This is a genomic window from Escherichia sp. 93.0816, assembly GCF_013368855.2.
In the GTDB taxonomy this organism is placed as follows: Bacteria; Pseudomonadota; Gammaproteobacteria; order Enterobacterales; family Enterobacteriaceae; genus Escherichia; species Escherichia ruysiae.
The window spans coordinates 320,912-341,668 of the sequence record NZ_JABWNC020000001.1 but is presented as its reverse complement, the minus strand read 5'-3'; the positions used below and the strand labels follow the sequence as shown (position 1 = coordinate 341,668).

Genomic DNA, 20,757 nt, shown 5'->3' with positions numbered 1-20,757 from the left:
AACCATCGATCAAATCACTTAACAACAGGCAGTAAGCGCGGCGAATTTCTGCTAACATCCACGCACTCTTTATCTGAATAAATGGCAGCGACTATGAAATTTGTCTCTTTTAATATCAACGGTCTGCGCGCCAGACCACACCAGCTTGAAGCCATCGTCGAAAAGCACCAACCGGATGTGATTGGTTTGCAGGAGACAAAAGTTCATGATGATATGTTTCCGCTCGAACAAGTAGCAAAGCTTGGCTACAACGTCTTTTATCACGGGCAGAAAGGCCATTATGGCGTGGCGCTGCTGACCAAAGAGACGCCGATTGCTGTGCGTCGCGGCTTCCCCGGTGACGGCGAAGAGGCTCAACGACGAATTATTATGGCGGAAATTCCCTCGCCGCTGGGTAATGTCACCGTAATCAACGGTTACTTCCCGCAGGGCGAAAGCCGTGACCATCCGATTAAATTCCCGGCGAAAGCGCAGTTCTATCAGAACCTGCAAAACTACCTGGAAACCGAACTCAAGCGTGACAATCCGGTGCTGATTATGGGCGATATGAATATCAGCCCCACCGACCTCGATATCGGCATTGGTGAAGAGAACCGCAAACGCTGGCTGCGTACCGGTAAATGCTCTTTCCTGCCGGAAGAACGCGAATGGATGGAGAGACTGATTAACTGGGGTCTGGTGGATACTTTCCGCCATGCGAACCCGGAAACGGCAGATCGCTTCTCGTGGTTTGATTACCGCTCAAAAGGTTTTGATGATAACCGTGGTCTGCGCATTGACCTGCTGCTCGCCAGCCAGCCGTTGGCGGAATGCTGCGTAGAAACCGGCATTGATTATGAAATCCGCAGTATGGAAAAACCGTCAGATCACGCCCCGGTGTGGGCGACCTTCCGCCGCTAATTTCTCTGTTCTCCTGACTCGCTCTGGGTCAGGAGAATTAACCTTGAGAAAAATCAACAAACTGTCAGTAATGATTTGTTGCCTGCCGTCCTTTGTTATACCGTCACTGCGTTTTTAGTTGTCTGACCACTTCTCTATTATCAAGTTTGATATAGGAAACTCCACGATGAACGCTGAGCGTAAATTTCTTTTTGCCTGTCTTATTTTTGCGCTGGTCATTTACGCTATCCACACTTTCGGTTTATTCGATCTGCTCACCGATTTACCTCACTTACAGGCGCTTATTCGCCAGAGCGGATTTTTCGGTTATAGCCTCTATATTCTGTTATTCATCATCGCCACTCTCTTTCTGTTACCGGGTAGCATACTGGTGATCGCCGGAGGAATAGTCTTTGGCCCGCTCTTAGGGACGTTTCTTTCATTAATTGCCGCCACGCTGGCCTCGTCATGCTCCTTCCTTTTGGCACGCTGGCTGGGACGTGATTTACTGCTGAAATACGTTGGTCATAGCCACACTTTTCAGGCCATAGAAAAAGGTATTACGCGTAACGGTATCGATTTTCTTATTTTGACCCGCTTAATCCCGCTATTTCCTTACAATATTCAAAATTATGCTTATGGATTAACCGCCATCGCCTTCTGGCCTTATACCCTTATTTCGGCATTAACTACTCTGCCCGGAATAGTTATTTATACCGTAATGGCAAGCGATCTCGCCAGTGAGGGCATTACGCTGCGCTTTATTTTAAAACTCTGTCTGGCAGGACTGGCGCTGTTTATTCTCGTTCAGTTCGCCAGACTCTACGCCCGACACAAACACGTGGATCTGTCTGCTTCGCGCCGCAGCCCACTAACTCACCCCAAAAATGAAGGATAGAACGATGTTGCAACATTATTCAGCGTCATGGAAAAAAGGACTGGCTGCACTGTGTTTACTGGCAGCCGCAGGGCTTAGTGGCTGCGATCAAAAAGAAAATACGGTGGCAAAAGTGGAATACGACGGGCTTTCCGCCAGCCAGCCACTGCGTGTCGATGCCAATAACCATACGGTCACCATGCTGGTGCAAATTAATGGCCGTTTTCTGACAGACGATACCCGCCACGGCATTGTGTTTAAAGATGGCTCCAACGGACATAAATCGCTGTTTATGGGTTATGCGACCCCGAAAGCATTTTATGAAGCTCTGAAACAGGCCGGTGGCACGCCGGGCGAAAACATGACGATGGATAATAAAGAAACGACCCATGTGGCGGGCAGCAAACTGGATATTTCGCTCAACTGGCAAGGGGCGGCAAAAGCGTATTCCTTCGATGAGGTGATTGTCGATAGCAATGGCAAGAAACTGGACATGCGCTTTGGCGGTAATTTAGCGGCGGCAGAAGAGAAGAAAACTGGCTGCCTGGTGTGTCTCGATAGCTGCCCGGTCGGTATCGTCAGCAATGCGACATACACTTATGGGGCAGTGGAAAAACGCGGTGAAGTGCAATTCAAAGGCAATGCGTCGGTTCTCCCGGCAGATAACACGCTGGCAACGGTTACCTTTAAAATCGCCGAATAAAACCAGGATAAAGGATGATGAAAATGCAATCGCGTAAAATCTGGTACTACCGTGCCACCATCATCATCCTGTTGTTCGCTGTGCTGCTGGCATGGGCGCTGCTTCCCGGCGTCCATGAGTTTATCAATCGCAGCGTTGCGGCGTTTGCCGCCGTGGATCAACAGGGTATAGAACGTTTTATTCAGTCTTACGGCACACAGGCGGCTGTGGTCTCGTTCTTCTTGATGATCTTACAGGCCATTGCCGCACCGCTGCCTGCGTTTTTGATAACCTTTGCCAATGCGTCGCTGTTTGGCGCATTCTGGGGCGGTTTGCTATCGTGGACCAGTTCGATGGCGGGTGCGGCGCTGTGCTTTTTTATCGCCAGAGTGATGGGTCGCGAAGTAGTGGAAAAGTTAACCGGTAAAACCGTGCTTAACAGCATGGATGGCTTTTTTACCCGCTACGGCAAACACACCATCCTGCTATGTCGGTTATTGCCTTTTGTCCCTTTCGATCCTATCAGCTATGCTGCCGGATTGACTTCAATACGTTTTCGCTCGTTTTTTATCGCCACCGGGCTTGGTCAGCTACCCGCAACCATCGTCTATTCCTGGGCGGGCAGCATGTTAACGGGAGGCACATTCTGGTTTGTCACCGGGCTGTTTATTCTGTTTGCCCTGACCGTGGTGATATTTATGGCGAAAAAAATATGGCTTGAACGCCAGAAGAGGAATGCCTGATGGGTTTACCGCCGCTTAGCAAAATTCCTTTGATTTTACGTCCGCAGGCGTGGCTGCATCGTCGCCATTATGGCGAGGTGCTAAGCCCAATTCGCTGGTGGGGGCGAATTCCGTTTATCTTTTATCTGGTGTCGATGTTTGTCGGCTGGCTGGAGCGCAAACATTCACCGCTCGATCCGGTGGTGCGATCGCTTGTCAGTGCTCGTATAGCGCAAATGTGTCTGTGTGAATTTTGCGTAGATATCACCAGTATGAAAGTCGCGGAGCGTACCGGTAGCACTGACAAACTGCTGGCGGTAGCTGACTGGCGGCAAAGCCCGCTGTTCAGCGATGAGGAGCGGCTGGCGCTGGAATACGCCGAAGCCGCGAGCGTCACACCGCCAACGGTCGATGATGCCCTGCGTACCCGACTGGCTGCCCATTTTGATGCTCAGGCGCTCACCGAGCTGACAGCATTGATCGGTTTGCAAAATCTGTCAGCCCGTTTTAATTCTGCCATGGACATTCCCGCTCAGGGGCTGTGCCGTATTCCTGAAAAACGTTCTTAAGGAGAGATGATGCGCCATTGTGTGTGGTTGCTGGGATTGTTATCACTGTTTTCTTTGGCAACACATGCCAGTGACTGGCAGGAAATCAAAAACGACGCCAAAGGGCAAACCGTCTGGTTTAACGCCTGGGGCGGCGATACGGCAATTAACCGCTATCTCGACTGGGTTAGCGGCGAGATGAAAACCCATTACGATATAAACCTGAAGATTGTCCGTCTGGCGGATGCCGCAGACGCAGTAAAACGCATTCAGACGGAGGCCGCTGCCGGGCGCAAAACAGGCGGTTCGGTGGATCTTCTGTGGGTAAATGGTGAAAACTTCCGCACCTTAAAAGAGGCCAATTTATTACAAACGGGCTGGGCGGAGACTCTACCCAACTGGCATTACGTCGATACGCAACTGCCAGTACGGGAAGATTTTTCTGTACCTGTCGAAGGTGCAGAATCTCCGTGGGGTGGCGCACAACTGACGTTTATCGCCCGCCGCGATGTTACTCCACAGCCACCACAAACGCCGCAAGCGTTACTGGAGTTTGCCAAAGCCAATCCCGGCACGGTTACTTATCCGCGCCCACCGGACTTCACAGGCACGGCGTTTCTGGAACAGTTGCTGATTATGCTGACGCCAGACCCCGCAGCATTAAAAGCAGCGCCGAACAATGCGACTTTCGCCCGCGTCACTGCGCCCTTATGGCAATATCTTGATGCACTGCATCCGTATTTGTGGCGCGAAGGAAAGGATTTTCCGCCTTCGCCAGCACGGATGGATGCCCTGCTAAAAGCCGGTACATTGCGTCTGTCGCTAACCTTTAACCCCGCTCATGCCCAACAAAAAATAGCCAGCGGCGATTTGCCAGCAAGCAGTTACAGCTTCGGCTTTAGCGAGGGGATGATTGGCAACGTCCATTTCGTCACCATTCCTGCCAACGCGAATGCCAGTGCTGCGGCGAAAGTTGTCGCCAACTTCCTGCTCTCACCCGATGCGCAACTGCGTAAAGCGGATCCCGCTGTCTGGGGCGATCCTTCCGTTCTCGATCCGCAAAAACTGCCTGACACGCAGCGCGAAACATTGCAATCAAGAATGCCGCAGAATCTGCCGTCGGTACTGGCGGAACCACATGCAGGCTGGGTAAATGCGCTGGAACAAGAATGGCTACGCCGTTACGGTACGCATTAATCTTTCTGCTGTGGGCGATGGTGGCGGTGATTTACGCTCCGCTGATCCCGGCAGCTTTCACGCTGATAGCGCCTGCCCTGTCGCTGACACACTGGCAGGCGTTATTTGCCGATCCGCAGTTACCACAGGCATTACTGGCGACGCTGGTTTCGACGACTATCGCGGCGGTCGGGGCGTTGTTGATTGCCCTGCTGGTGATTGTCGCGCTGTGGCCTGGCGCAAAATGGCTGCATCTGTGCGCCCGTCTGCCGTGGCTGCTCGCAATTCCCCACGTGGCTTTTGCCACCAGCACCCTTCTGCTCTTTGCTGACGGCGGCCTGCTTTACGACTATTTCCCGTATTTCACTCCGCCAATGGACAAATTGGGTATTGGGCTGGGTTTCACTCTGGCGGTGAAAGAAAGCGCATTTCTGCTGTGGATCTTGTCAGCCGCGTTAAGTGAAAAACGGCTGCTACAACAGGTTATAGTGATGGATTCACTGGGCTACAGCCGCTGGCAATGCCTGAACTGGCTGCTGTTGCCTTCCGTCGCTCCTGCTCTGGCAATGGCGATGCTGGCGATTGTCGCATGGACGCTGTCGGTCGTGGATGTAGCAATTATCCTTGGGCCAGGTAATCCACCGACGCTGGCGGTAATTAGCTGGCAGTGGTTAACTCAGGGTGATACAGATCAACAGATTAAAGGCGCGCTCGCCAGCCTGCTGCTGATGCTGTTACTCGCCGCCTGTGTTTTGCTGGGCTATCTGTTATGGCGCGCCTGGCAGAACACCATTCCTCCTGAAGATGGCGTTCGCAAACCAGCCACGCCTTTACTGCCCGGCTATACGCTGGCGAGGTTATTACCATTAACGGGGGTGCTCTGTGTGGTTCTGCTGGCGATCCTCGCGGATCAGTCGACTAACAATCACGAGGCGCTCATCAATAGCCTGACGATGGCTCTGGTCGCGACATTCATCGCTCTGCTTCTGTTACTGCTGTGGCTGGAATGGGGGCCAAAGCGTCGCCAGTTATGGTTATGGATGCCCATTTTATTACCGGCACTGCCATTAGTGGCAGGTCAATACACGCTGGCGTTATGGCTCAACCTGGATGGTAGCTGGACGGCGGTGGTCTGGGGGCATCTGCTGTGGGTGATGCCGTGGATGCTGTTTATCCTGCAACCCGCCTGGCGGCGCATCGACTCGCGATTAATTTTGATTGCACAAACGCTGGGCTGGTCACAAGCCAAAATATTCTGTTATGTGAAATTCCCGCTTATGCTACGCCCCGCGCTAATTGCGTTCGCTGTCGGATTTTCAGTGAGTATTGCGCAATATATGCCGACGCTGTGGCTCGGTGCGGGACGTTTTCCGACGCTCACCACAGAAGCGGTGGCGTTAAGCAGCGGCGGCAGCAATGGTATCCTCGCCGCCCAAGCTTTATGGCAACTGCTGTTACCGCTTATTATTTTTGCCCTGACCGCCCTGCTTGCAAAATGGGTAGGTTATGTCAGACAAGGACTCCGCTAATGCTCTGCGTGAAAGATGTTTCGCTACGTTTGCCAGGAACCAGCTTACTAAAGAACGTCAACTTTACGACCACTAAAGGTGACATTGTCACGTTAATGGGGCCATCAGGCTGTGGTAAATCCACGCTGTTTTCCTGGATGATTGGCGCGCTGTCCGGGCAGTTTTCTTGTACAGGTGAGCTATGGCTCAATGAGCAGCGGATCGACATGCTGCCGACTGCACAGCGCCAGATTGGCATTCTTTTCCAGGATGCGCTGTTATTTGACCAGTTCAGCGTCGGGCAAAATTTACTGCTGGCGCTACCGGCGACACTCAAAGGTGTTGCAAGGCACAATGCCGTGAATGATGCGCTTGAGCGCGCGGGACTTGGTGATACTTTCCATCAGGATCCGGCGACTCTGTCTGGTGGTCAGCGGGCACGGGTAGCTCTGCTACGCGCCCTTCTCGCCCAACCCAAAGCATTATTACTCGATGAACCATTCAGCCGTCTTGACGTGGCTTTGCGCGACAGTTTTCGCCAGTGGGTGTTCAGCGAAGTTCGCGCCCTGGCGATCCCGGTCGTTCAGGTAACCCATGATTTACAGGATGTTCCCGCTGGTGGCCTGGTTCTGGATATGATGCAGTGGTCAGAAAATTACAACAAACTGCGATAACGCAAAGTTTTTCCTCATGCGCCAGTTCAGAATGGCGCACTCAAAACTACAATGTCGGGATTTTCGATGAAACGTGTTTCTCAAATGACCGCGCTGGCAATGGCTTTAGGGCTGGCTTGCGCTTCTTCGTGGGCCGCTGAACTGGCGAAGCCTCTTACTCTTGACCAGCTTCAACAACAAAATGGCAAAGCGATAGATACTCGCCCCAGTGCGTTTTATAACGGCTGGCCACAAACTTTAAATGGCCCTTCCGGTCATGAACCTGCCGCCTTAAACCTTTCTGCAAGCTGGCTCGACAAAATGAGCGCCGAACAGCTCAACGAGTGGATCAAGCAACATAACCTGAAAGCCGATGTGCCGGTGGCGTTATACGGTAATGACAAAGATGTCGAAGCCGTCAAAACGCGTCTGCAAAAAGCAGGCTTTACGCATATCTCCATCCTGAGTGACGCGCTAAGCGAACCTTCCCGCCTGCAAAAACTGCCGCACTTTGAGCAACTGGTTTACCCGCAATGGCTGCATGACCTGCAACAAGGTAAAGAGGTTACGGCAAAACCTGCCGGTGACTGGAAAGTCATTGAAGCAGCCTGGGGCGCACCAAAGTTTTACCTTATCAGCCATATTCCCGGCGCTGACTACATCGATACCAACGAAGTTGAAAGCGAACCGCTGTGGAACAAAGTTTCTGATGAGCAACTGAAAGCAATGCTGGCAAAGCACGGCATTCGCCATGACACCACGGTCATTCTGTACGGGCGAGACGTTTACGCAGCAGCACGTGTGGCGCAGATTATGCTGTACGCAGGCGTGAAAGATGTACGCCTGCTGGATGGCGGCTGGCAAACATGGTCTGATGCGGGGCTGCCCGTTGAGCGCGGTACGCCACCGAAAGTGAAACCGGAACCTGACTTCGGCGTGAAGATCCCGGCGCAACCGCAACTGATGCTCGATATGGAACAGGCGCGTGGGCTGCTGCATCGTCAGGATGCTTCACTGGTCAGCGTTCGTTCATGGGCTGAATTTATCGGCACCACCAGCGGCTATGACTACATCAAGCCAAAAGGTGATATCCCGGGTGCTCGTTGGGGTCATGCGGGTAGCGACTCAACGCATATGGAAGATTTCCATAACCCGGACGGCACCATGCGTACTGCGGATGACGTCGCGGCAATGTGGAAAGAATGGAATATCCTGCCAGATCAACAAGTCTCGTTCTATTGCGGCACCGGCTGGCGCGCCTCAGAAACCTTTATGTATGCGCGCGCAATGGGCTGGAAGAATATCTCCGTTTACGACGGCGGCTGGTATGAATGGAGCAGCGATCCGAAAAATCCGGTAGCAACCGGTGAACGCGCTCCGGACAGTAGCAAATAACACGGCAATTACTGACGCTGAAGCGACTTCAGCGTCAGATATCCACTCCACACTCGCGTAAATGTTGTCATCCAGCACAGCGCGCCAAATATCCACGCAAACCATGGGAAATAGGCAGGAAAGAGGCAACTCAGGACAAACAGCAAAATCGTCTCGCTGCCTTCGGTTAATCCCCCCAGATAGTAAAAAGACTTATGTGCATAGCCGGGGTTATCAATCTGGTGCTTCGCCGCCAGCGCAGCAAACGCGAGAAAACTGCTGCCCGTGCCGATAAACGCAAACAACAGCCAGCCTCCGGCCAGCGCGTTTTGTTCTGGTGCGGCGAGAATAAAACCGAACGGCACCAGCGCGTAAAAGAGGAAATCGAGAGAAATATCAAGAAAACCGCCTGCGTCAGTTAACCCTCTGCGCCTCGCCAGCGCGCCGTCCAGACCATCAAGCAACCTGTTGAGCAAAATGGCAATCATCGCCGCCAGATACCATCCCAGTGCCAGAAACGGCAAGGCCAGCACGCCGATGGCAAACCCCACTAACGTTAAACTATCTGGCGTTATACCGGGTCTATCAAGAACCCGCACGCACTGATGCAACAACGGTTTAATTCGCGGATGAAGATGGCGGTCTAACACGGGCACTCCTTAAATATAAAGCCCTTCTGATCGGGCAACACTGCGGATATTATGGCATTTTTCCTGTATTCGACCGTGGGTAATTTATGAAAATGATTGAAGTTGTTGCTGCCATTATCGAACGAGATGGCAAAATTTTACTCGCACAACGCCCCGCCCATAGCGATCAGGCGGGGTTATGGGAGTTTGCCGGTGGCAAAGTCGAGCCAGATGAAAGTCAGCCACAGGCGCTGGTACGGGAATTACGCGAAGAACTGGGCATTGACGCAACGGTTGGTGAATATGTTGCCAGCCATCAGCGGGAAGTGTCTGGCCGGATTATCCATCTTCATGCCTGGCACGTACCGGACTTCCACGGTACGTTACAGGCACACGAACATCAGGCGCTGGTCTGGTGTCTGCCAGAGGAAGCATTGCAATATCCGCTGGCTCCTGCTGATATTCCACTACTTCATGCGTTTATGGCTTTACGCGCCGCCAGACCAGCGGATTGGTGCTAATGGTTTTGTCATCCCTCTGACATTGCAGCAGTATCCCCTCCGCTTTAATCACTGCGCCCTCCGAATAATTTTGATCCTGATAAACGCAGCACTGGTTACAGGGCTGCGCCGATTTCCCGCCAGAACTAAACACCTCCGGCGGCACATTCACTTCCACATCCGGACGATATTGCGGGTTAGCCAGCGCAAATAATGGAAATACCAACGCTACGGCGAGTAATGCTCGACTCACAGGAAACTCCTTATTTTTCGTTGCCTCTGGTTCTGATAACGGTAACCAGGCGGGAAAACTTTAGCGTCTGGTTGCCGGATGCGGCGTGAACGCCTTATCCAGCCGACGGATCACTCTTGAAAATGCGCCCGGTTTTCCAGGTCTGATAAAACGCACCTGACATTAGGTGACTTTTATAACTTCCATACATTATTAATTTGCTTTCCGGTGTCATTTTTTTCTTGCTTACCGTCACATTCTTGATGGTATAGTCGAAAACTGCAAAAGCACATGACATAAACAACATAAGCACAATCGTATTAATATATAAGGGTTTTATATCTATGGATCAGACATATTCTCTGGAGTCATTCCTCAACCATGTCCAAAAGCGCGACCCGAATCAAACCGAGTTCGCGCAAGCCGTTCGTGAAGTAATGACCACTCTCTGGCCTTTTCTTGAACAAAATCCAAAATATCGCCAGATGTCGTTACTGGAGCGCCTGGTTGAACCGGAGCGCGTGATCCAGTTTCGCGTGGTGTGGGTTGATGATCGCAATCAGGTACAGGTTAACCGCGCCTGGCGTGTCCAGTTCAGCTCCGCCATCGGTCCGTATAAAGGTGGTATGCGTTTCCATCCGTCCGTAAACCTCTCCATTCTTAAATTCCTCGGCTTCGAGCAAACCTTTAAAAATGCCCTGACTACCCTGCCGATGGGCGGTGGTAAAGGCGGCAGCGATTTCGATCCAAAAGGGAAAAGCGAAGGCGAAGTGATGCGTTTCTGCCAGGCGCTGATGACCGAACTGTACCGTCACCTGGGTGCAGATACCGACGTTCCGGCGGGCGATATCGGCGTTGGTGGTCGTGAAGTCGGCTTTATGGCGGGGATGATGAAAAAGCTCTCCAACAATACCGCCTGCGTCTTCACCGGCAAGGGGCTATCTTTTGGCGGCAGTCTGATTCGCCCGGAAGCTACCGGTTACGGTCTGGTTTATTTCACGGAAGCGATGCTGAAACGCCACGGTATGGGTTTTGAAGGAATGCGTGTTTCCGTTTCTGGCTCCGGCAACGTCGCCCAGTACGCTATCGAAAAAGCGATGGAATTTGGTGCTCGCGTGGTTACAGCATCAGACTCCAGCGGCACCGTGGTTGATGAAAGTGGATTCACGAAAGAGAAACTGGCGCGTCTTATCGAAATCAAATCCAGCCGCGATGGTCGCGTGGCAGATTACGCCAAAGAATTTGGTCTGGTCTATCTCGAAGGCCAACAGCCGTGGTCTGTGCCGGTTGATATCGCCCTGCCATGCGCGACCCAGAACGAACTGGATGTTGACGCCGCACATCAGCTTATCGCCAATGGTGTTAAAGCGGTGGCGGAAGGGGCAAATATGCCAACGACCATTGAAGCAACTGAACTGTTCCAGCAGGCAGGCGTACTGTTTGCACCGGGTAAAGCGGCTAATGCTGGCGGTGTAGCAACATCGGGGCTGGAAATGGCGCAAAACGCTGCGCGTCTGGGCTGGAAAGCCGAGAAGGTTGATGCGCGTTTACACCACATTATGCTGGATATCCACCACGCCTGTGTTGAACACGGTGGTGAAGGTGAGCAAACCAACTACGTGCAGGGCGCGAATATTGCAGGTTTTGTGAAGGTTGCGGATGCGATGCTGGCGCAAGGCGTGATTTAAGTCATCAGGCGTTTGTGCCGGATGCGGCGTGAACGCCTCATCCGGCCTACAAAAATCTACTACATCAGACCTTTATGTTATCGCTCCACTGCCCGCGTCTTCTGATGGCGGGCTTTTTTTCACCGCTCGCTTGCGTGGTGAAGCCTTTTTCTTCTCTTCTCCACTACCCGGTGCCACTATGCCGCGAAACTGCCGCACTGGCGTACGTTTTGCCTGATCAATCAATTGGTAAAGCGTCCCCACCAGCGGCTGCATAAAGTCCTGGTAGCGACATTGCTTTTCGCTGATTTGCGTCAGCACCGATTCCCAGTGTGCCGTCATGTCCGGTCGCGTCGCCATCTCTGGCAGCGAATGGAATAACGCTTTTCCGGCGTCGGTGGAGTGGATGTAGCGCCCTTTTTTGGTCAGGAAACCACGCTTGAACAGCAGTTCAATAATCCCGGCACGCGTTGCTTCCGTCCCCAGGCCATCGGTCGCACGAAGGATCTTTTTCAGATCTTTGTCCTGCACAAAGCGCGCGATCCCGGTCATCGCTGAAAGTAGCGTTGCATCGGTGAAATGACGTGGTGGCTGAGTTTGCCGCTCTACCACTTCACCTTTTTCACACAATAACTCATCGCCTTTCGCTACCACCGGCAATGGCGTGCCATCGTTTTCTTCATCACGCTCTTTGCTGCCTAACAGCGTGCGCCAGCCTGCTTCAGCAAGAAAACGCGCTTTAGCGACAAATTTGCCTTTGGCAATGTCCAGTTCGATAACACATTTGCGGAATACCGCATCCGGACAGAACTGCATCAAATACTGACGGGCAATCAGGTTATAGACCTTCGCTTCGTTCTCCGTCAGGTTGATGGCAGAACTCCGCGCGGTCGGGATGATGGCGTGGTGCGCATCGACCTTTTTGTCATCCCAGCAGCGGTTGCGTAAATTCGGATCAACCACCGGCTGCGGCAGGAGATCCGGTGCATGAACGCTGATAGCATTCATCACCGCCTGACGTCCGGCAAAATGTTCTTCCGGCAAATAACGACAATCGGAACGCGGATAAGTGATCAGTTTGTGCGTTTCGTACAGCTTCTGGCAGATATCAAGTACGTTCTGCGCACTCAGACCAAAGCGTTTTGCCGCTTCAATCTGCAACGCCGAAAGCGAAAACGGCAGCGGCGCGGATTCTGATTCCCGTTTATCGTTATAACTGGTGACAATCGCCGGTTGGCCGTTGATGCGGTTGACCACATGCTCCGCCAGCGGACGATGCAACAAGCGCCCTTCTTCATCCTGGTACGGCTCACACGCTTCGCTCGGTTGCCAGATAGCGGTAAATCGCTCATCGGCAGGCGTCACAATGTGCGCTTTGACCTCAAAGAAATCTTTCGCCACGAAGTTTTCAATTTCTTCGTCGCGGCGCACCACCAGCCCGAGCACGGGCGTCTGCACGCGTCCCACGGAAAGTACGCCCTGATAACCCGCATTGCGACCGAGAATGGTGTACGCGCGGGTCATATTGATGCCGTACAGCCAGTCGGCTCGCGCTCGCGCCAGCGCAGAAACGCACAGCGGCACAAACTCGCTATTGGAACGAAGACGATCGATCGCCCGCTCAACCGCCTGCGGGTTCAGGTCGTTGATCAAGCAACGCTGCACCTGCTGGCGCTTTTCCGGTGCCAGTTGCAGATAGTCCAGCACTTCATCCACCAGCAATTGCCCTTCACGATCCGGGTCTCCGGCATGAACGATTTCGCTGGCTTCATGCAGAAAGCGTTTGATGACATTAAGTTGTTTGGTCACGGAGGGGCGTGGCTGTAATTGCCACTTTTCCGGGACAATCGGCAAATCCGCAAGATTCCAGCGCGCATAGCGACTGTCGTAGGCGTCTGGCTGCGCCTGCTCAAGCAGGTGACCAATACACCAGGTCACCACCTGACCGTTACCGCACTCGATAAAGCCATCGCCTTTACGGTGCGGTTTGGGCAGGACATCAGCAATAGCGCGTGCCAGACTCGGTTTTTCGGCAATAAATAACCGCATTGAATTAACGGATCTCAACCATGGCACGACCAGCGCGCGCAGGCACCAGTTCGCCAATCGCCGTCAGTTCGATACCAAATTCGGCAGCGGTAGCTTTTACTTCGTTTTCAGCCTCTGGCATCACCGCCAGCAGCAGACCGCCGGAAGTTTGCGGATCGCACAGCAGATCGCGCACTTCACGCGGCATTTCGCCCATCAGATGACCGTAGCTGGCAAAGTTGCGTTCGGTGCCGCCAGGTACTGCGCCCAGCTTAATGTACTCTTCCACGCCCGGCAGTTTCGGGATCGCGTCATAGTCAACGCGCGCCTGTACGCCTGCGCCCTGACACATTTCGCTCAAATGCCCCAGCAGACCAAAACCAGTCACGTCAGTCATCGCTTTTACGCCTTCGATGTTGGCAAAGGACGCGCCTGCGATGTTCATCCGGCACATCACTTCCGTCGCCAGTCCCTGATGTTCCGGTTTCAGGAGTGATTTTTTCTCCGCAGTGGTAAGAACGCCAATCCCCAGCGGTTTCGTCAGGAACAGTTTACATCCGGCTTGTGCGGTACTGTTTTTCTTCACCCGCTCAGTTGGAACGATCCCCGTTACCGCCAGACCGAAAATCGGTTCCGGCGCGTCGATGGAGTGACCGCCAGCCAGCGCAATACCCGCCTGACGACATGCGTAGCGACCACCTTCGGTGACTTCGCGGGCAATTTCCGGGGACAGTTTGTTTATCGGCCAGCCGAGGATCGCAATTGCCATAATCGGTTTGCCGCCCATCGCAAAGATATCGCTGATGGCGTTAGTCGCCGCAATGCGACCAAAATCGAAAGGATTATCAACGATCGGCATAAAGAAGTCGGTGGTACTGATAACGCTGGTGCCATTGCCCAGATCGTACACCGCCGCATCGTCGCGGGTTTCATTACCCACAAGCAAATTCGGATCAACAAACTTCGCCTGCTCGCTGTGCAGGATGGTTTCCAGCACTTTTGGGGAAATTTTACAGCCGCAACCGGCTCCGTGGCTGTATTGGGTCAAACGAATCGAGTTCTCGCTCATGGACATCTCCTGTCAATGCAATCCGGGTATGGTAACCCTCATTCCGTGAAGTGATAAGTGAGAGTGTCTGAATTACTGCGCCTTTGCTCACAATCCACACAGTTTTGCCGTTTTTATCAAAAATAAGTCACAAACGGTGTCGGGTCCGGAATGTTTATCGACGTTGACGCTTTCAGTTGTGGCGTACCGAGATAGAGAAATCCGACAATTTTATCCTGCTCGCGACAGCCGAATGCGTCACGCACCACCGGGCTTTCAGTTAATGCGCCACTGCGCCAGATGCCGCCAAAGCCCTGGGCAACCGCCGCCATTTGCATTGCCATAACCGCGCAACCCGCCGACATTTCCTGCTCCCAGCGCGGGACTTTATGATTTTCTTCGCATTTCGCCACCACCGTTATGATGAGCGGCGCCCGGAACGGCGCATTACGCGCTTTGTCGATTGCTTTTTCATCGTTACCGGCAGCAATCGTCCCCTGCTCCAGAACGGCGCTGAAACGCTCACGCCCTTCCCCTTCAATCACAAAGAAATGCCACGGTTGCATGGATTTATGGTCTGGCGCACGCATACCCGCGCGCAGGATATTTTGCAGTTGCTCACCCGTTGGCGCTGGCTCAGCCAGACGGGAGGCGCTACGGCGGTTGATCAATAGTTCGAGTGCATCCATTTGATTAACTCCTGTCATGATGTTTATTCACAAAATTAACACGAGAGTGGATTTTGTTACAGCACAGTCCATGATTCCTGCTGACAAGTGCCGGTTGGGTCATTACGATAACCACATCACTTGCACCTGCAACAGGTGTAACTTTTAGTCTGGGAGAATACATGCGAACCCTTTGGCGATTTATTGCCGGATTTTTTAAATGGACGTGGCGTCTGCTGAATTTCGTCCGTGAAATGGTACTTAACCTGTTCTTTATTTTTCTCGTACTGGTTGGTGTGGGGATCTGGATGCAGGTCAGCGGTGGTGATTCGAAAGAAACCGCCAGTCGTGGCGCACTGCTGCTTGATATTTCTGGCGTGATCGTCGATAAACCCGACAGTTCTCAGCGGTTTAGTAAATTAAGCCGCCAACTACTTGGTGCCAGTTCCGATCGTCTGCAGGAAAACTCACTGTTTGATATCGTCAACACCATTCGGCAGGCGAAGGACGACCGGAATATCACCGGTATCGTGATGGATCTGAAAAACTTCGCGGGCGGCGATCAGCCTTCCATGCAGTACATCGGCAAAGCACTGAAAGAGTTTCGTGACAGCGGTAAACCGGTTTATGCCATTGGCGAGAACTACAGTCAGGGGCAGTATTATCTTGCCAGTTTCGCCAATAAAATCTGGCTTTCCCCGCAGGGTGTGGTCGACCTACATGGCCTTGCCACCAACGGTCTGTACTACAAATCGTTGTTGGATAAGTTAAAAGTTTCCACTCATGTGTTCCGCGTTGGTACGTATAAATCTGCCGTTGAACCATTTATTCGTGATGATATGTCACCGGCAGCCCGCGAAGCTGACAGCCGCTGGATTGGTGAGCTGTGGCAAAACTATCTTAATACCGTTGCCGCTAACCGCCAGATCCCTGCCCAGCAGGTATTCCCTGGGGCGCAAGGTTTGCTTGATGGTTTAACCAAAACTGGCGGCGATACCGCGAAGTATGCGCTGGATAACAAACTAGTGGATGCGCTGGCGTCAAGTGCCGAAATCGAAAAAGCCCTGACCAAAGAGTTCGGCTGGAGTAAGGCGGATAAAAATTATCGCGCCATTAGCTATTACGATTATGCATTGAAAACGCCGGCAGATAGCGGTGACGGCATTGGTGTAGTGTTTGCCAATGGTGCAATTATGGATGGCGAGGAAACTCAGGGGAATGTAGGCGGTGATACCACTGCGGCACAAATCCGCGATGCTCGTCTTGATCCAAAAGTGAAAGCGATTGTTCTGCGTGTTAATAGCCCTGGCGGCAGCGTTACGGCCTCTGAGGTGATCCGCTCTGAGCTGGCAGCAGCCAGAGCAGCGGGCAAACCTGTGGTTGTGTCAATGGGCGGCATGGCGGCATCCGGTGGCTACTGGATCTCCACTCCAGCTAATTACATTGTGGCTAACCCCAGCACCCTGACCGGCTCTATTGGTATTTTCGGCGTGATCACCACCGTAGAAAACAGTCTGGATTCGATTGGTGTTCATACCGATGGCGTCTCAACTTCGCCGCTGGCGGATGTTTCCATCACTAAAGCACTGCCGCCGGAAGCGCAGCAGATGATGCAGCTAAGCATTGAGAATGGCTACAAACGCTTTATCACGCTGGTTGCCGATGCGCGCAAATCGACGCCGGAACAGATTGATAAAATTGCTCAGGGGCACGTCTGGACTGGTCAGGATGCGAAAGCTAACGGCCTGGTCGATAGCCTTGGTGATTTCGATGATGCGGTCGCAAAAGCGGCAGAACTGGCAAAACTGAAGCAGTGGCATCTGGAATATTACGTCGATGAACCGACCTTCTTCGACAAAGTGATGGACAACATGTCAGGTTCTGTCCGGGCGATGTTGCCAGATGCGCTCCAGGCCATGTTACCTGCCCCGCTGGCTTCGGTAGCCTCTACCGTGAAAAGCGAAAGCGACAAGCTGGCTGCCTTTAACGATCCGCAAAACCGTTATGCGTTTTGCCTGACCTGCGCCAACGTGCGTTAATTTCTGTAAATATGTGGCCGATATGCTGTCGGCCACATTCCTGAACCGGACTGTCTTTCACTTCCACCCTCCATTACATTGCCTTGCTCATTTAGCATCTGATAAGGAGTCATCAGTGAATAAGGCACCCTCTTTAATTGCCGCTATTGTCCTCGGACTGGGGATCAGCGCCTGTGGTTATTTCGTTGGCGATGGTGTTAAACATTTAAAAACCAACAACCGCTATGTAAACGTGCGGGGGCTTTCGGAAAAAGAAGTTCGCGCAGATACGGCAGAATTAACAATTGCGATTAACTTTAAGGGTAATGTTCCCGGCGAGCTTTTCCCAAAACTGGAAGACGCACAGAAAAAAATTGTTGCCGAACTCAACGCTCAGGGGATTAACGAGAAAGAGATAAACCTCGGTCAGTGGACCAGTAAACGAACAGATTCCTTTTATCTCAAAGATGATCCCACAATGCCACACTATAACGCCGACGGCTCCGTTACGATAAAAACTCATAACGTTGCTGCTGTCGAAAAAGTCGTCGCTAAATTAAACGACCTGCAAGTCGCTACGGATGGTGCTATCGCCGAGAGCAAAGTCGCCTATCGCTTTAATGGTATTGGCGCACTGCGCGCTGAGATGATTGCTGCCGCCACCAAAGATGCACGCAACGCGGCATTACAATTTGCAACGGACTCAGGTAGCCAGGTAGGCTCCATTAGCGATGCATCACAAGGCGTATTCCAGATCTTCGCCAGTGGCAGTGACGAAGATGATCCTACGGCGATTAATAAAACAGTGCGCGTAGTCACGACCGTAACCTATGCGTTGCAGGATTAACCACTTTTATCCGGCGGGACGCCAGTTCCTCTGTTCCGCCGTACTTTTCTCATATCCACAGAGTATCCAGGTGCGCTCCCCCTGCCTCACGTATATACTTTTGCTCTTTCTACATCATTCATATCAATATCATGCAAAAGAAATCTATCTATGTCGCCTACACGGGCGGGACCATCGGGATGCAGCGTTCCGAGCAGGGTTATATTCCGGTGTCAGGTCATTTGCAACGCCAACTGGCGCTGATGCCGGAGTTCCATCGCCCGGAGATGCCAGATTTCACTATTCATGAATATACGCCGCTGATGGATTCTTCTGATATGACGCCGGAAGACTGGCAGCATATTGCTGAAGATATTAAAGCGCACTATGACGACTATGATGGTTTTGTCATTCTGCACGGCACCGATACGATGGCCTATACCGCTTCTGCGCTGTCGTTCATGTTGGAGAACCTCGGCAAACCGGTCATTGTGACAGGGTCACAAATTCCCTTAGCCGAATTACGCTCTGACGGACAAATCAATCTGTTGAATGCGTTATACGTTGCGGCGAATTACCCGATCAACGAAGTAACACTCTTTTTTAATAACCGTCTGTATCGCGGTAACCGCACCACCAAAGCCCATGCCGATGGTTTTGATGCCTTTGCGTCACCAAATCTTCCCCCATTGCTGGAAGCCGGTATTCACATCCGTCGTTTAAATACGCCACCAGCACCGCACGGCGAAGGTGAATTGATCGTTCATCCGATCACGCCACAACCGATCGGTGTGGTAACAATTTATCCGGGGATTTCTGCTGACGTTGTGCGCAATTTTCTCCGTCAACCGGTAAAAGCGTTGATTTTGCGCTCATATGGCGTGGGTAATGCGCCACAAAACAAAGCCTTCCTGCAAGAATTACAAGAGGCGAGCGATCGCGGTATTTTGGTGGTCAACCTGACACAATGTATGTCCGGTAAAGTGAACATGGGGGGTTACGCTACCGGTAACGCCCTCGCCCATGCCGGGGTTATTGGCGGCGCGGATATGACTGTAGAAGCCACATTAACCAAACTGCACTACCTGCTTAGCCAGGGACTGGATACCGAAACCATTCGTAAGGCCATGAGCCAAAACCTGCGCGGCGAACTGACGCCGGATGATTAAGGAGACTGCAATGCCCCATCGCGCCCTGTTACTGGTCGATTTACAAAATGATTTCTGTGCTGGTGGCGCGCTCGCCGTACCGGAAGGTGACAGCACTGTGGATGTTGCTAACCGCCTTATTGACTGGTGCCAGTCGCGCGGAGAAGCGGTTATTGCCAGTCAGGACTGGCACCCGGCTAACCATGGCAGTTTTGCCAGCCAGCATGATGTAGAGCCTTATACGCAGGGGCAACTCGACGGCCTGCCGCAAACTTTCTGGCCTGAACACTGTGTGCAGAACAGTGAAGGCGCACAATTACATCCGTTACTGAATCAAAAAGCGATCGCCGCTGTGTTCCATAAAGGCGAAAACCCTTTAGTTGACAGTTATAGTGCTTTTTTTGATAACGGACGTCGGCAGAAAACCGCGCTTGATGACTGGTTGCGCGAACATGAAATCAATGAATTGATCGTTATGGGGCTGGCTACCGACTATTGCGTGAAGTTTACCGTGCTGGACGCATTGCAGGCAGGTTATAGCGTGAACGTGATTACCGATGGCTGTCGCGGCGTGAATATCCAGCCACAGGACAGTGCGCACGCATTTATGGAGATGTCAGCCGCTGGGGCAACGCTATACACGCTGGCGGACTGGGAAGAGACGCAGGGATAATTTTACGCTGGCCTACAGTTTTGTACTGACGTTGTAGGCCAGATAAAGTGCGTCAGCGGTGCATCTGGCATGTTGGTTGTTAAATCAAACAACCAACATGTGACAGTAAAGATTATCCCCTCCCTTCGTAAACGCTCTACAAAGGGGACAATTCATTTACTTAAACATGGCTATCGGCTTTGCCGTGATACCAAAATCTTCTTTCAACTGTTGTTTGCTCTTCATGACCATCTGACCGTTCGTATCGATAGTCATATGTTGCGCATCGGTATTGTTTCGCGCTTGCCACAGCATCACCAGTTGCAGACAGTTCTCTTTTTGTTCTTCAGTCAATGCAACACCATCAGGCCATTTACCCAGTTCAACGGCTGTCGATAAACGCTGGTAAACCTCAGGCGTCATACTGTTGATTATTTCATCAAGATTCATAATTTTCCCGCTCCTGTGGAATAAGTTGCTGAATCGTTTTTTCAACCGTTGATTTCTTCGCCATTTTCGTCATCAGTAAAGCGCAACGATGCCGAGTTAACACAATAACGTTCGCCTGTGGGTTGTGGGCCGTCGGGAAAAACATGGCCCAGATGAGCATCACAGTTTCCACAACGAATTTCTATCCGCTGCATTCCATGTGACAAGTCTTTGATATAACGGATTGAATCTTCACTCACCGGCTCATAAAAACTGGGCCAGCCACAGCCTGAATCATACTTGGTTTGAGAATGAAACAGAGGGGCGTCGCAGATCAAACAGTGGTAAATGCCGTCGCGCTTATTATGCAATAAACGTCCAGTAAATGGCGGCTCCGTCCCGTGATTCTGTGTCACGTAAAACTGCATCTCGGACAAATTTTTTTTCAGTTCTTCTGCCGAAGGTTTGTTAGCCATTTGCTCACATCTCACTT

Annotated in this window: 22 protein-coding genes; 15 read left to right on the top strand and 7 right to left on the bottom strand. The window is 52.1% G+C overall.

Annotated elements, in window-relative coordinates; genetic code table 11:
• Positions 1-93 precede the first annotated feature (93 nt).
• The 9 genes from xthA to ynjE all read left to right on the top strand — a co-directional run bounded on the left by xthA (position 94) and on the right by ynjE (position 8,440).
• Entirely contained in the window at positions 94-900 is an 807-nt protein-coding gene (gene xthA / locus HEM79_RS01775; protein ID WP_176241153.1) for an exodeoxyribonuclease III, read from the top strand.
• A 166-nt stretch (positions 901-1,066) separates the two neighbouring features.
• Positions 1,067-1,777, top strand: coding sequence for a TVP38/TMEM64 family protein (locus tag HEM79_RS01770; protein WP_010356792.1), 711 nt, complete (start codon positions 1,067-1,069; stop codon positions 1,775-1,777).
• 4 nt (positions 1,778-1,781) lie between these two features.
• Entirely contained in the window at positions 1,782-2,459 is a 678-nt protein-coding gene (gene ydjY / locus HEM79_RS01765; protein ID WP_176241154.1) for a lipoprotein YdjY, read from the top strand.
• A gap of 14 nt (positions 2,460-2,473) precedes the next feature.
• Positions 2,474-3,181, top strand: coding sequence for a TVP38/TMEM64 family protein (locus tag HEM79_RS01760; RefSeq protein WP_176241155.1), 708 nt, complete (start codon positions 2,474-2,476; stop codon positions 3,179-3,181).
• Positions 3,181-3,729, top strand: coding sequence for a carboxymuconolactone decarboxylase family protein (locus tag HEM79_RS01755; protein ID WP_176241156.1), 549 nt, complete (start codon positions 3,181-3,183; stop codon positions 3,727-3,729). The genes HEM79_RS01760 and HEM79_RS01755 overlap by 1 nt, the downstream gene beginning before the upstream one ends.
• Before the next feature lie 9 nt (positions 3,730-3,738).
• Complete coding sequence (locus HEM79_RS01750) at positions 3,739-4,905, top strand: ABC transporter substrate-binding protein (RefSeq protein ID WP_176241296.1); 1,167 nt, start codon at positions 3,739-3,741, stop codon at positions 4,903-4,905.
• Entirely contained in the window at positions 4,878-6,413 is a 1,536-nt protein-coding gene (locus HEM79_RS01745; RefSeq protein ID WP_176241157.1) for an ABC transporter permease subunit, read from the top strand. Before HEM79_RS01750 ends, HEM79_RS01745 begins: the two co-directional genes overlap by 28 nt.
• Positions 6,413-7,066 (top strand): ATP-binding cassette domain-containing protein, encoded by a 654-nt coding sequence (locus tag HEM79_RS01740; RefSeq protein ID WP_176241158.1) that lies wholly within the window; start codon positions 6,413-6,415, stop codon positions 7,064-7,066. Before HEM79_RS01745 ends, HEM79_RS01740 begins: the two co-directional genes overlap by 1 nt.
• A gap of 66 nt (positions 7,067-7,132) precedes the next feature.
• Positions 7,133-8,440, top strand: coding sequence for a thiosulfate sulfurtransferase YnjE (gene ynjE / locus HEM79_RS01735; protein WP_176241159.1), 1,308 nt, complete (start codon positions 7,133-7,135; stop codon positions 8,438-8,440).
• Between the two features lie 8 nt (positions 8,441-8,448).
• On the opposite strand, the gene HEM79_RS01730 is transcribed toward ynjE, so the two are convergent.
• The gene (locus tag HEM79_RS01730; RefSeq protein ID WP_176241160.1) at positions 8,449-9,069 is read right to left on the bottom strand and encodes a CDP-alcohol phosphatidyltransferase family protein; all 621 of its coding nucleotides are present in this window, start codon (positions 9,067-9,069) and stop codon (positions 8,449-8,451) included.
• Between the two features lie 86 nt (positions 9,070-9,155).
• On the opposite strand from HEM79_RS01730, the gene nudG reads away from it, so the two are divergent.
• Positions 9,156-9,569: a CTP pyrophosphohydrolase gene (gene nudG / locus HEM79_RS01725; protein WP_105284794.1), complete on the top strand. Its 414-nt coding sequence runs from the start codon at positions 9,156-9,158 to the stop codon at positions 9,567-9,569.
• Here the strand turns inward: nudG and HEM79_RS01720 are convergent.
• On the bottom strand, positions 9,529-9,801 hold the full coding sequence (locus HEM79_RS01720) for a YnjH family protein (protein WP_000085251.1): 273 nt from the start codon (positions 9,799-9,801) through the stop codon (positions 9,529-9,531). The two genes, nudG and HEM79_RS01720, sit on opposite strands and share 41 nt — an antisense overlap.
• Positions 9,802-10,124: 323 nt before the next feature.
• On the opposite strand from HEM79_RS01720, the gene gdhA reads away from it, so the two are divergent.
• Positions 10,125-11,468 carry an NADP-specific glutamate dehydrogenase gene (gdhA, locus tag HEM79_RS01715; RefSeq protein ID WP_000373052.1) on the top strand — a complete coding sequence of 448 codons (1,344 nt, stop codon included), beginning with the start codon at positions 10,125-10,127 and terminating at the stop codon, positions 11,466-11,468.
• A 72-nt stretch (positions 11,469-11,540) separates the two neighbouring features.
• Here the strand turns inward: gdhA and topB are convergent, their stop codons facing one another.
• The 3 genes from topB to HEM79_RS01700 all read right to left on the bottom strand — a co-directional run bounded on the left by topB (position 11,541) and on the right by HEM79_RS01700 (position 15,212).
• On the bottom strand, positions 11,541-13,496 hold the full coding sequence (topB, locus tag HEM79_RS01710) for a DNA topoisomerase III (RefSeq protein ID WP_176241161.1): 1,956 nt from the start codon (positions 13,494-13,496) through the stop codon (positions 11,541-11,543).
• A 4-nt stretch (positions 13,497-13,500) separates the two neighbouring features.
• The gene (gene selD / locus HEM79_RS01705; RefSeq protein ID WP_010345861.1) at positions 13,501-14,544 is read right to left on the bottom strand and encodes a selenide, water dikinase SelD; all 1,044 of its coding nucleotides are present in this window, start codon (positions 14,542-14,544) and stop codon (positions 13,501-13,503) included.
• Positions 14,545-14,660: 116 nt separating this feature from the next.
• Complete coding sequence (locus HEM79_RS01700; RefSeq protein WP_176241162.1) at positions 14,661-15,212, bottom strand: NAD(P)H nitroreductase; 552 nt, start codon at positions 15,210-15,212, stop codon at positions 14,661-14,663.
• Between the two features lie 161 nt (positions 15,213-15,373).
• Here HEM79_RS01700 and sppA point away from each other — a divergent pair, with 161 nt between their 5' ends.
• From sppA to pncA, 4 genes are all read left to right on the top strand, one after another.
• Positions 15,374-17,230 (top strand): signal peptide peptidase SppA, encoded by a 1,857-nt coding sequence (gene sppA, locus HEM79_RS01695; RefSeq protein ID WP_001259800.1) that lies wholly within the window; start codon positions 15,374-15,376, stop codon positions 17,228-17,230.
• Between the two features lie 115 nt (positions 17,231-17,345).
• Positions 17,346-18,056 carry an SIMPL domain-containing protein gene (locus HEM79_RS01690; RefSeq protein ID WP_176241163.1) on the top strand — a complete coding sequence of 237 codons (711 nt, stop codon included), beginning with the start codon at positions 17,346-17,348 and terminating at the stop codon, positions 18,054-18,056.
• A gap of 131 nt (positions 18,057-18,187) precedes the next feature.
• Positions 18,188-19,204 carry an asparaginase gene (gene ansA / locus HEM79_RS01685; RefSeq protein WP_176241164.1) on the top strand — a complete coding sequence of 339 codons (1,017 nt, stop codon included), beginning with the start codon at positions 18,188-18,190 and terminating at the stop codon, positions 19,202-19,204.
• A 10-nt stretch (positions 19,205-19,214) separates the two neighbouring features.
• The gene (gene pncA, locus HEM79_RS01680) at positions 19,215-19,856 is read left to right on the top strand and encodes a bifunctional nicotinamidase/pyrazinamidase (RefSeq protein ID WP_176241165.1); all 642 of its coding nucleotides are present in this window, start codon (positions 19,215-19,217) and stop codon (positions 19,854-19,856) included.
• A gap of 156 nt (positions 19,857-20,012) precedes the next feature.
• Here pncA and HEM79_RS01675 read toward each other — a convergent pair whose 3' ends face one another.
• Both HEM79_RS01675 and msrB read right to left on the bottom strand, forming a co-directional pair.
• Positions 20,013-20,285: a YeaC family protein gene (locus tag HEM79_RS01675; RefSeq protein ID WP_010345857.1), complete on the bottom strand. Its 273-nt coding sequence runs from the start codon at positions 20,283-20,285 to the stop codon at positions 20,013-20,015.
• Between the two features lie 41 nt (positions 20,286-20,326).
• Positions 20,327-20,740: a peptide-methionine (R)-S-oxide reductase MsrB gene (gene msrB / locus HEM79_RS01670; protein WP_001284609.1), complete on the bottom strand. Its 414-nt coding sequence runs from the start codon at positions 20,738-20,740 to the stop codon at positions 20,327-20,329.
• Positions 20,741-20,757 lie beyond the last annotated feature (17 nt).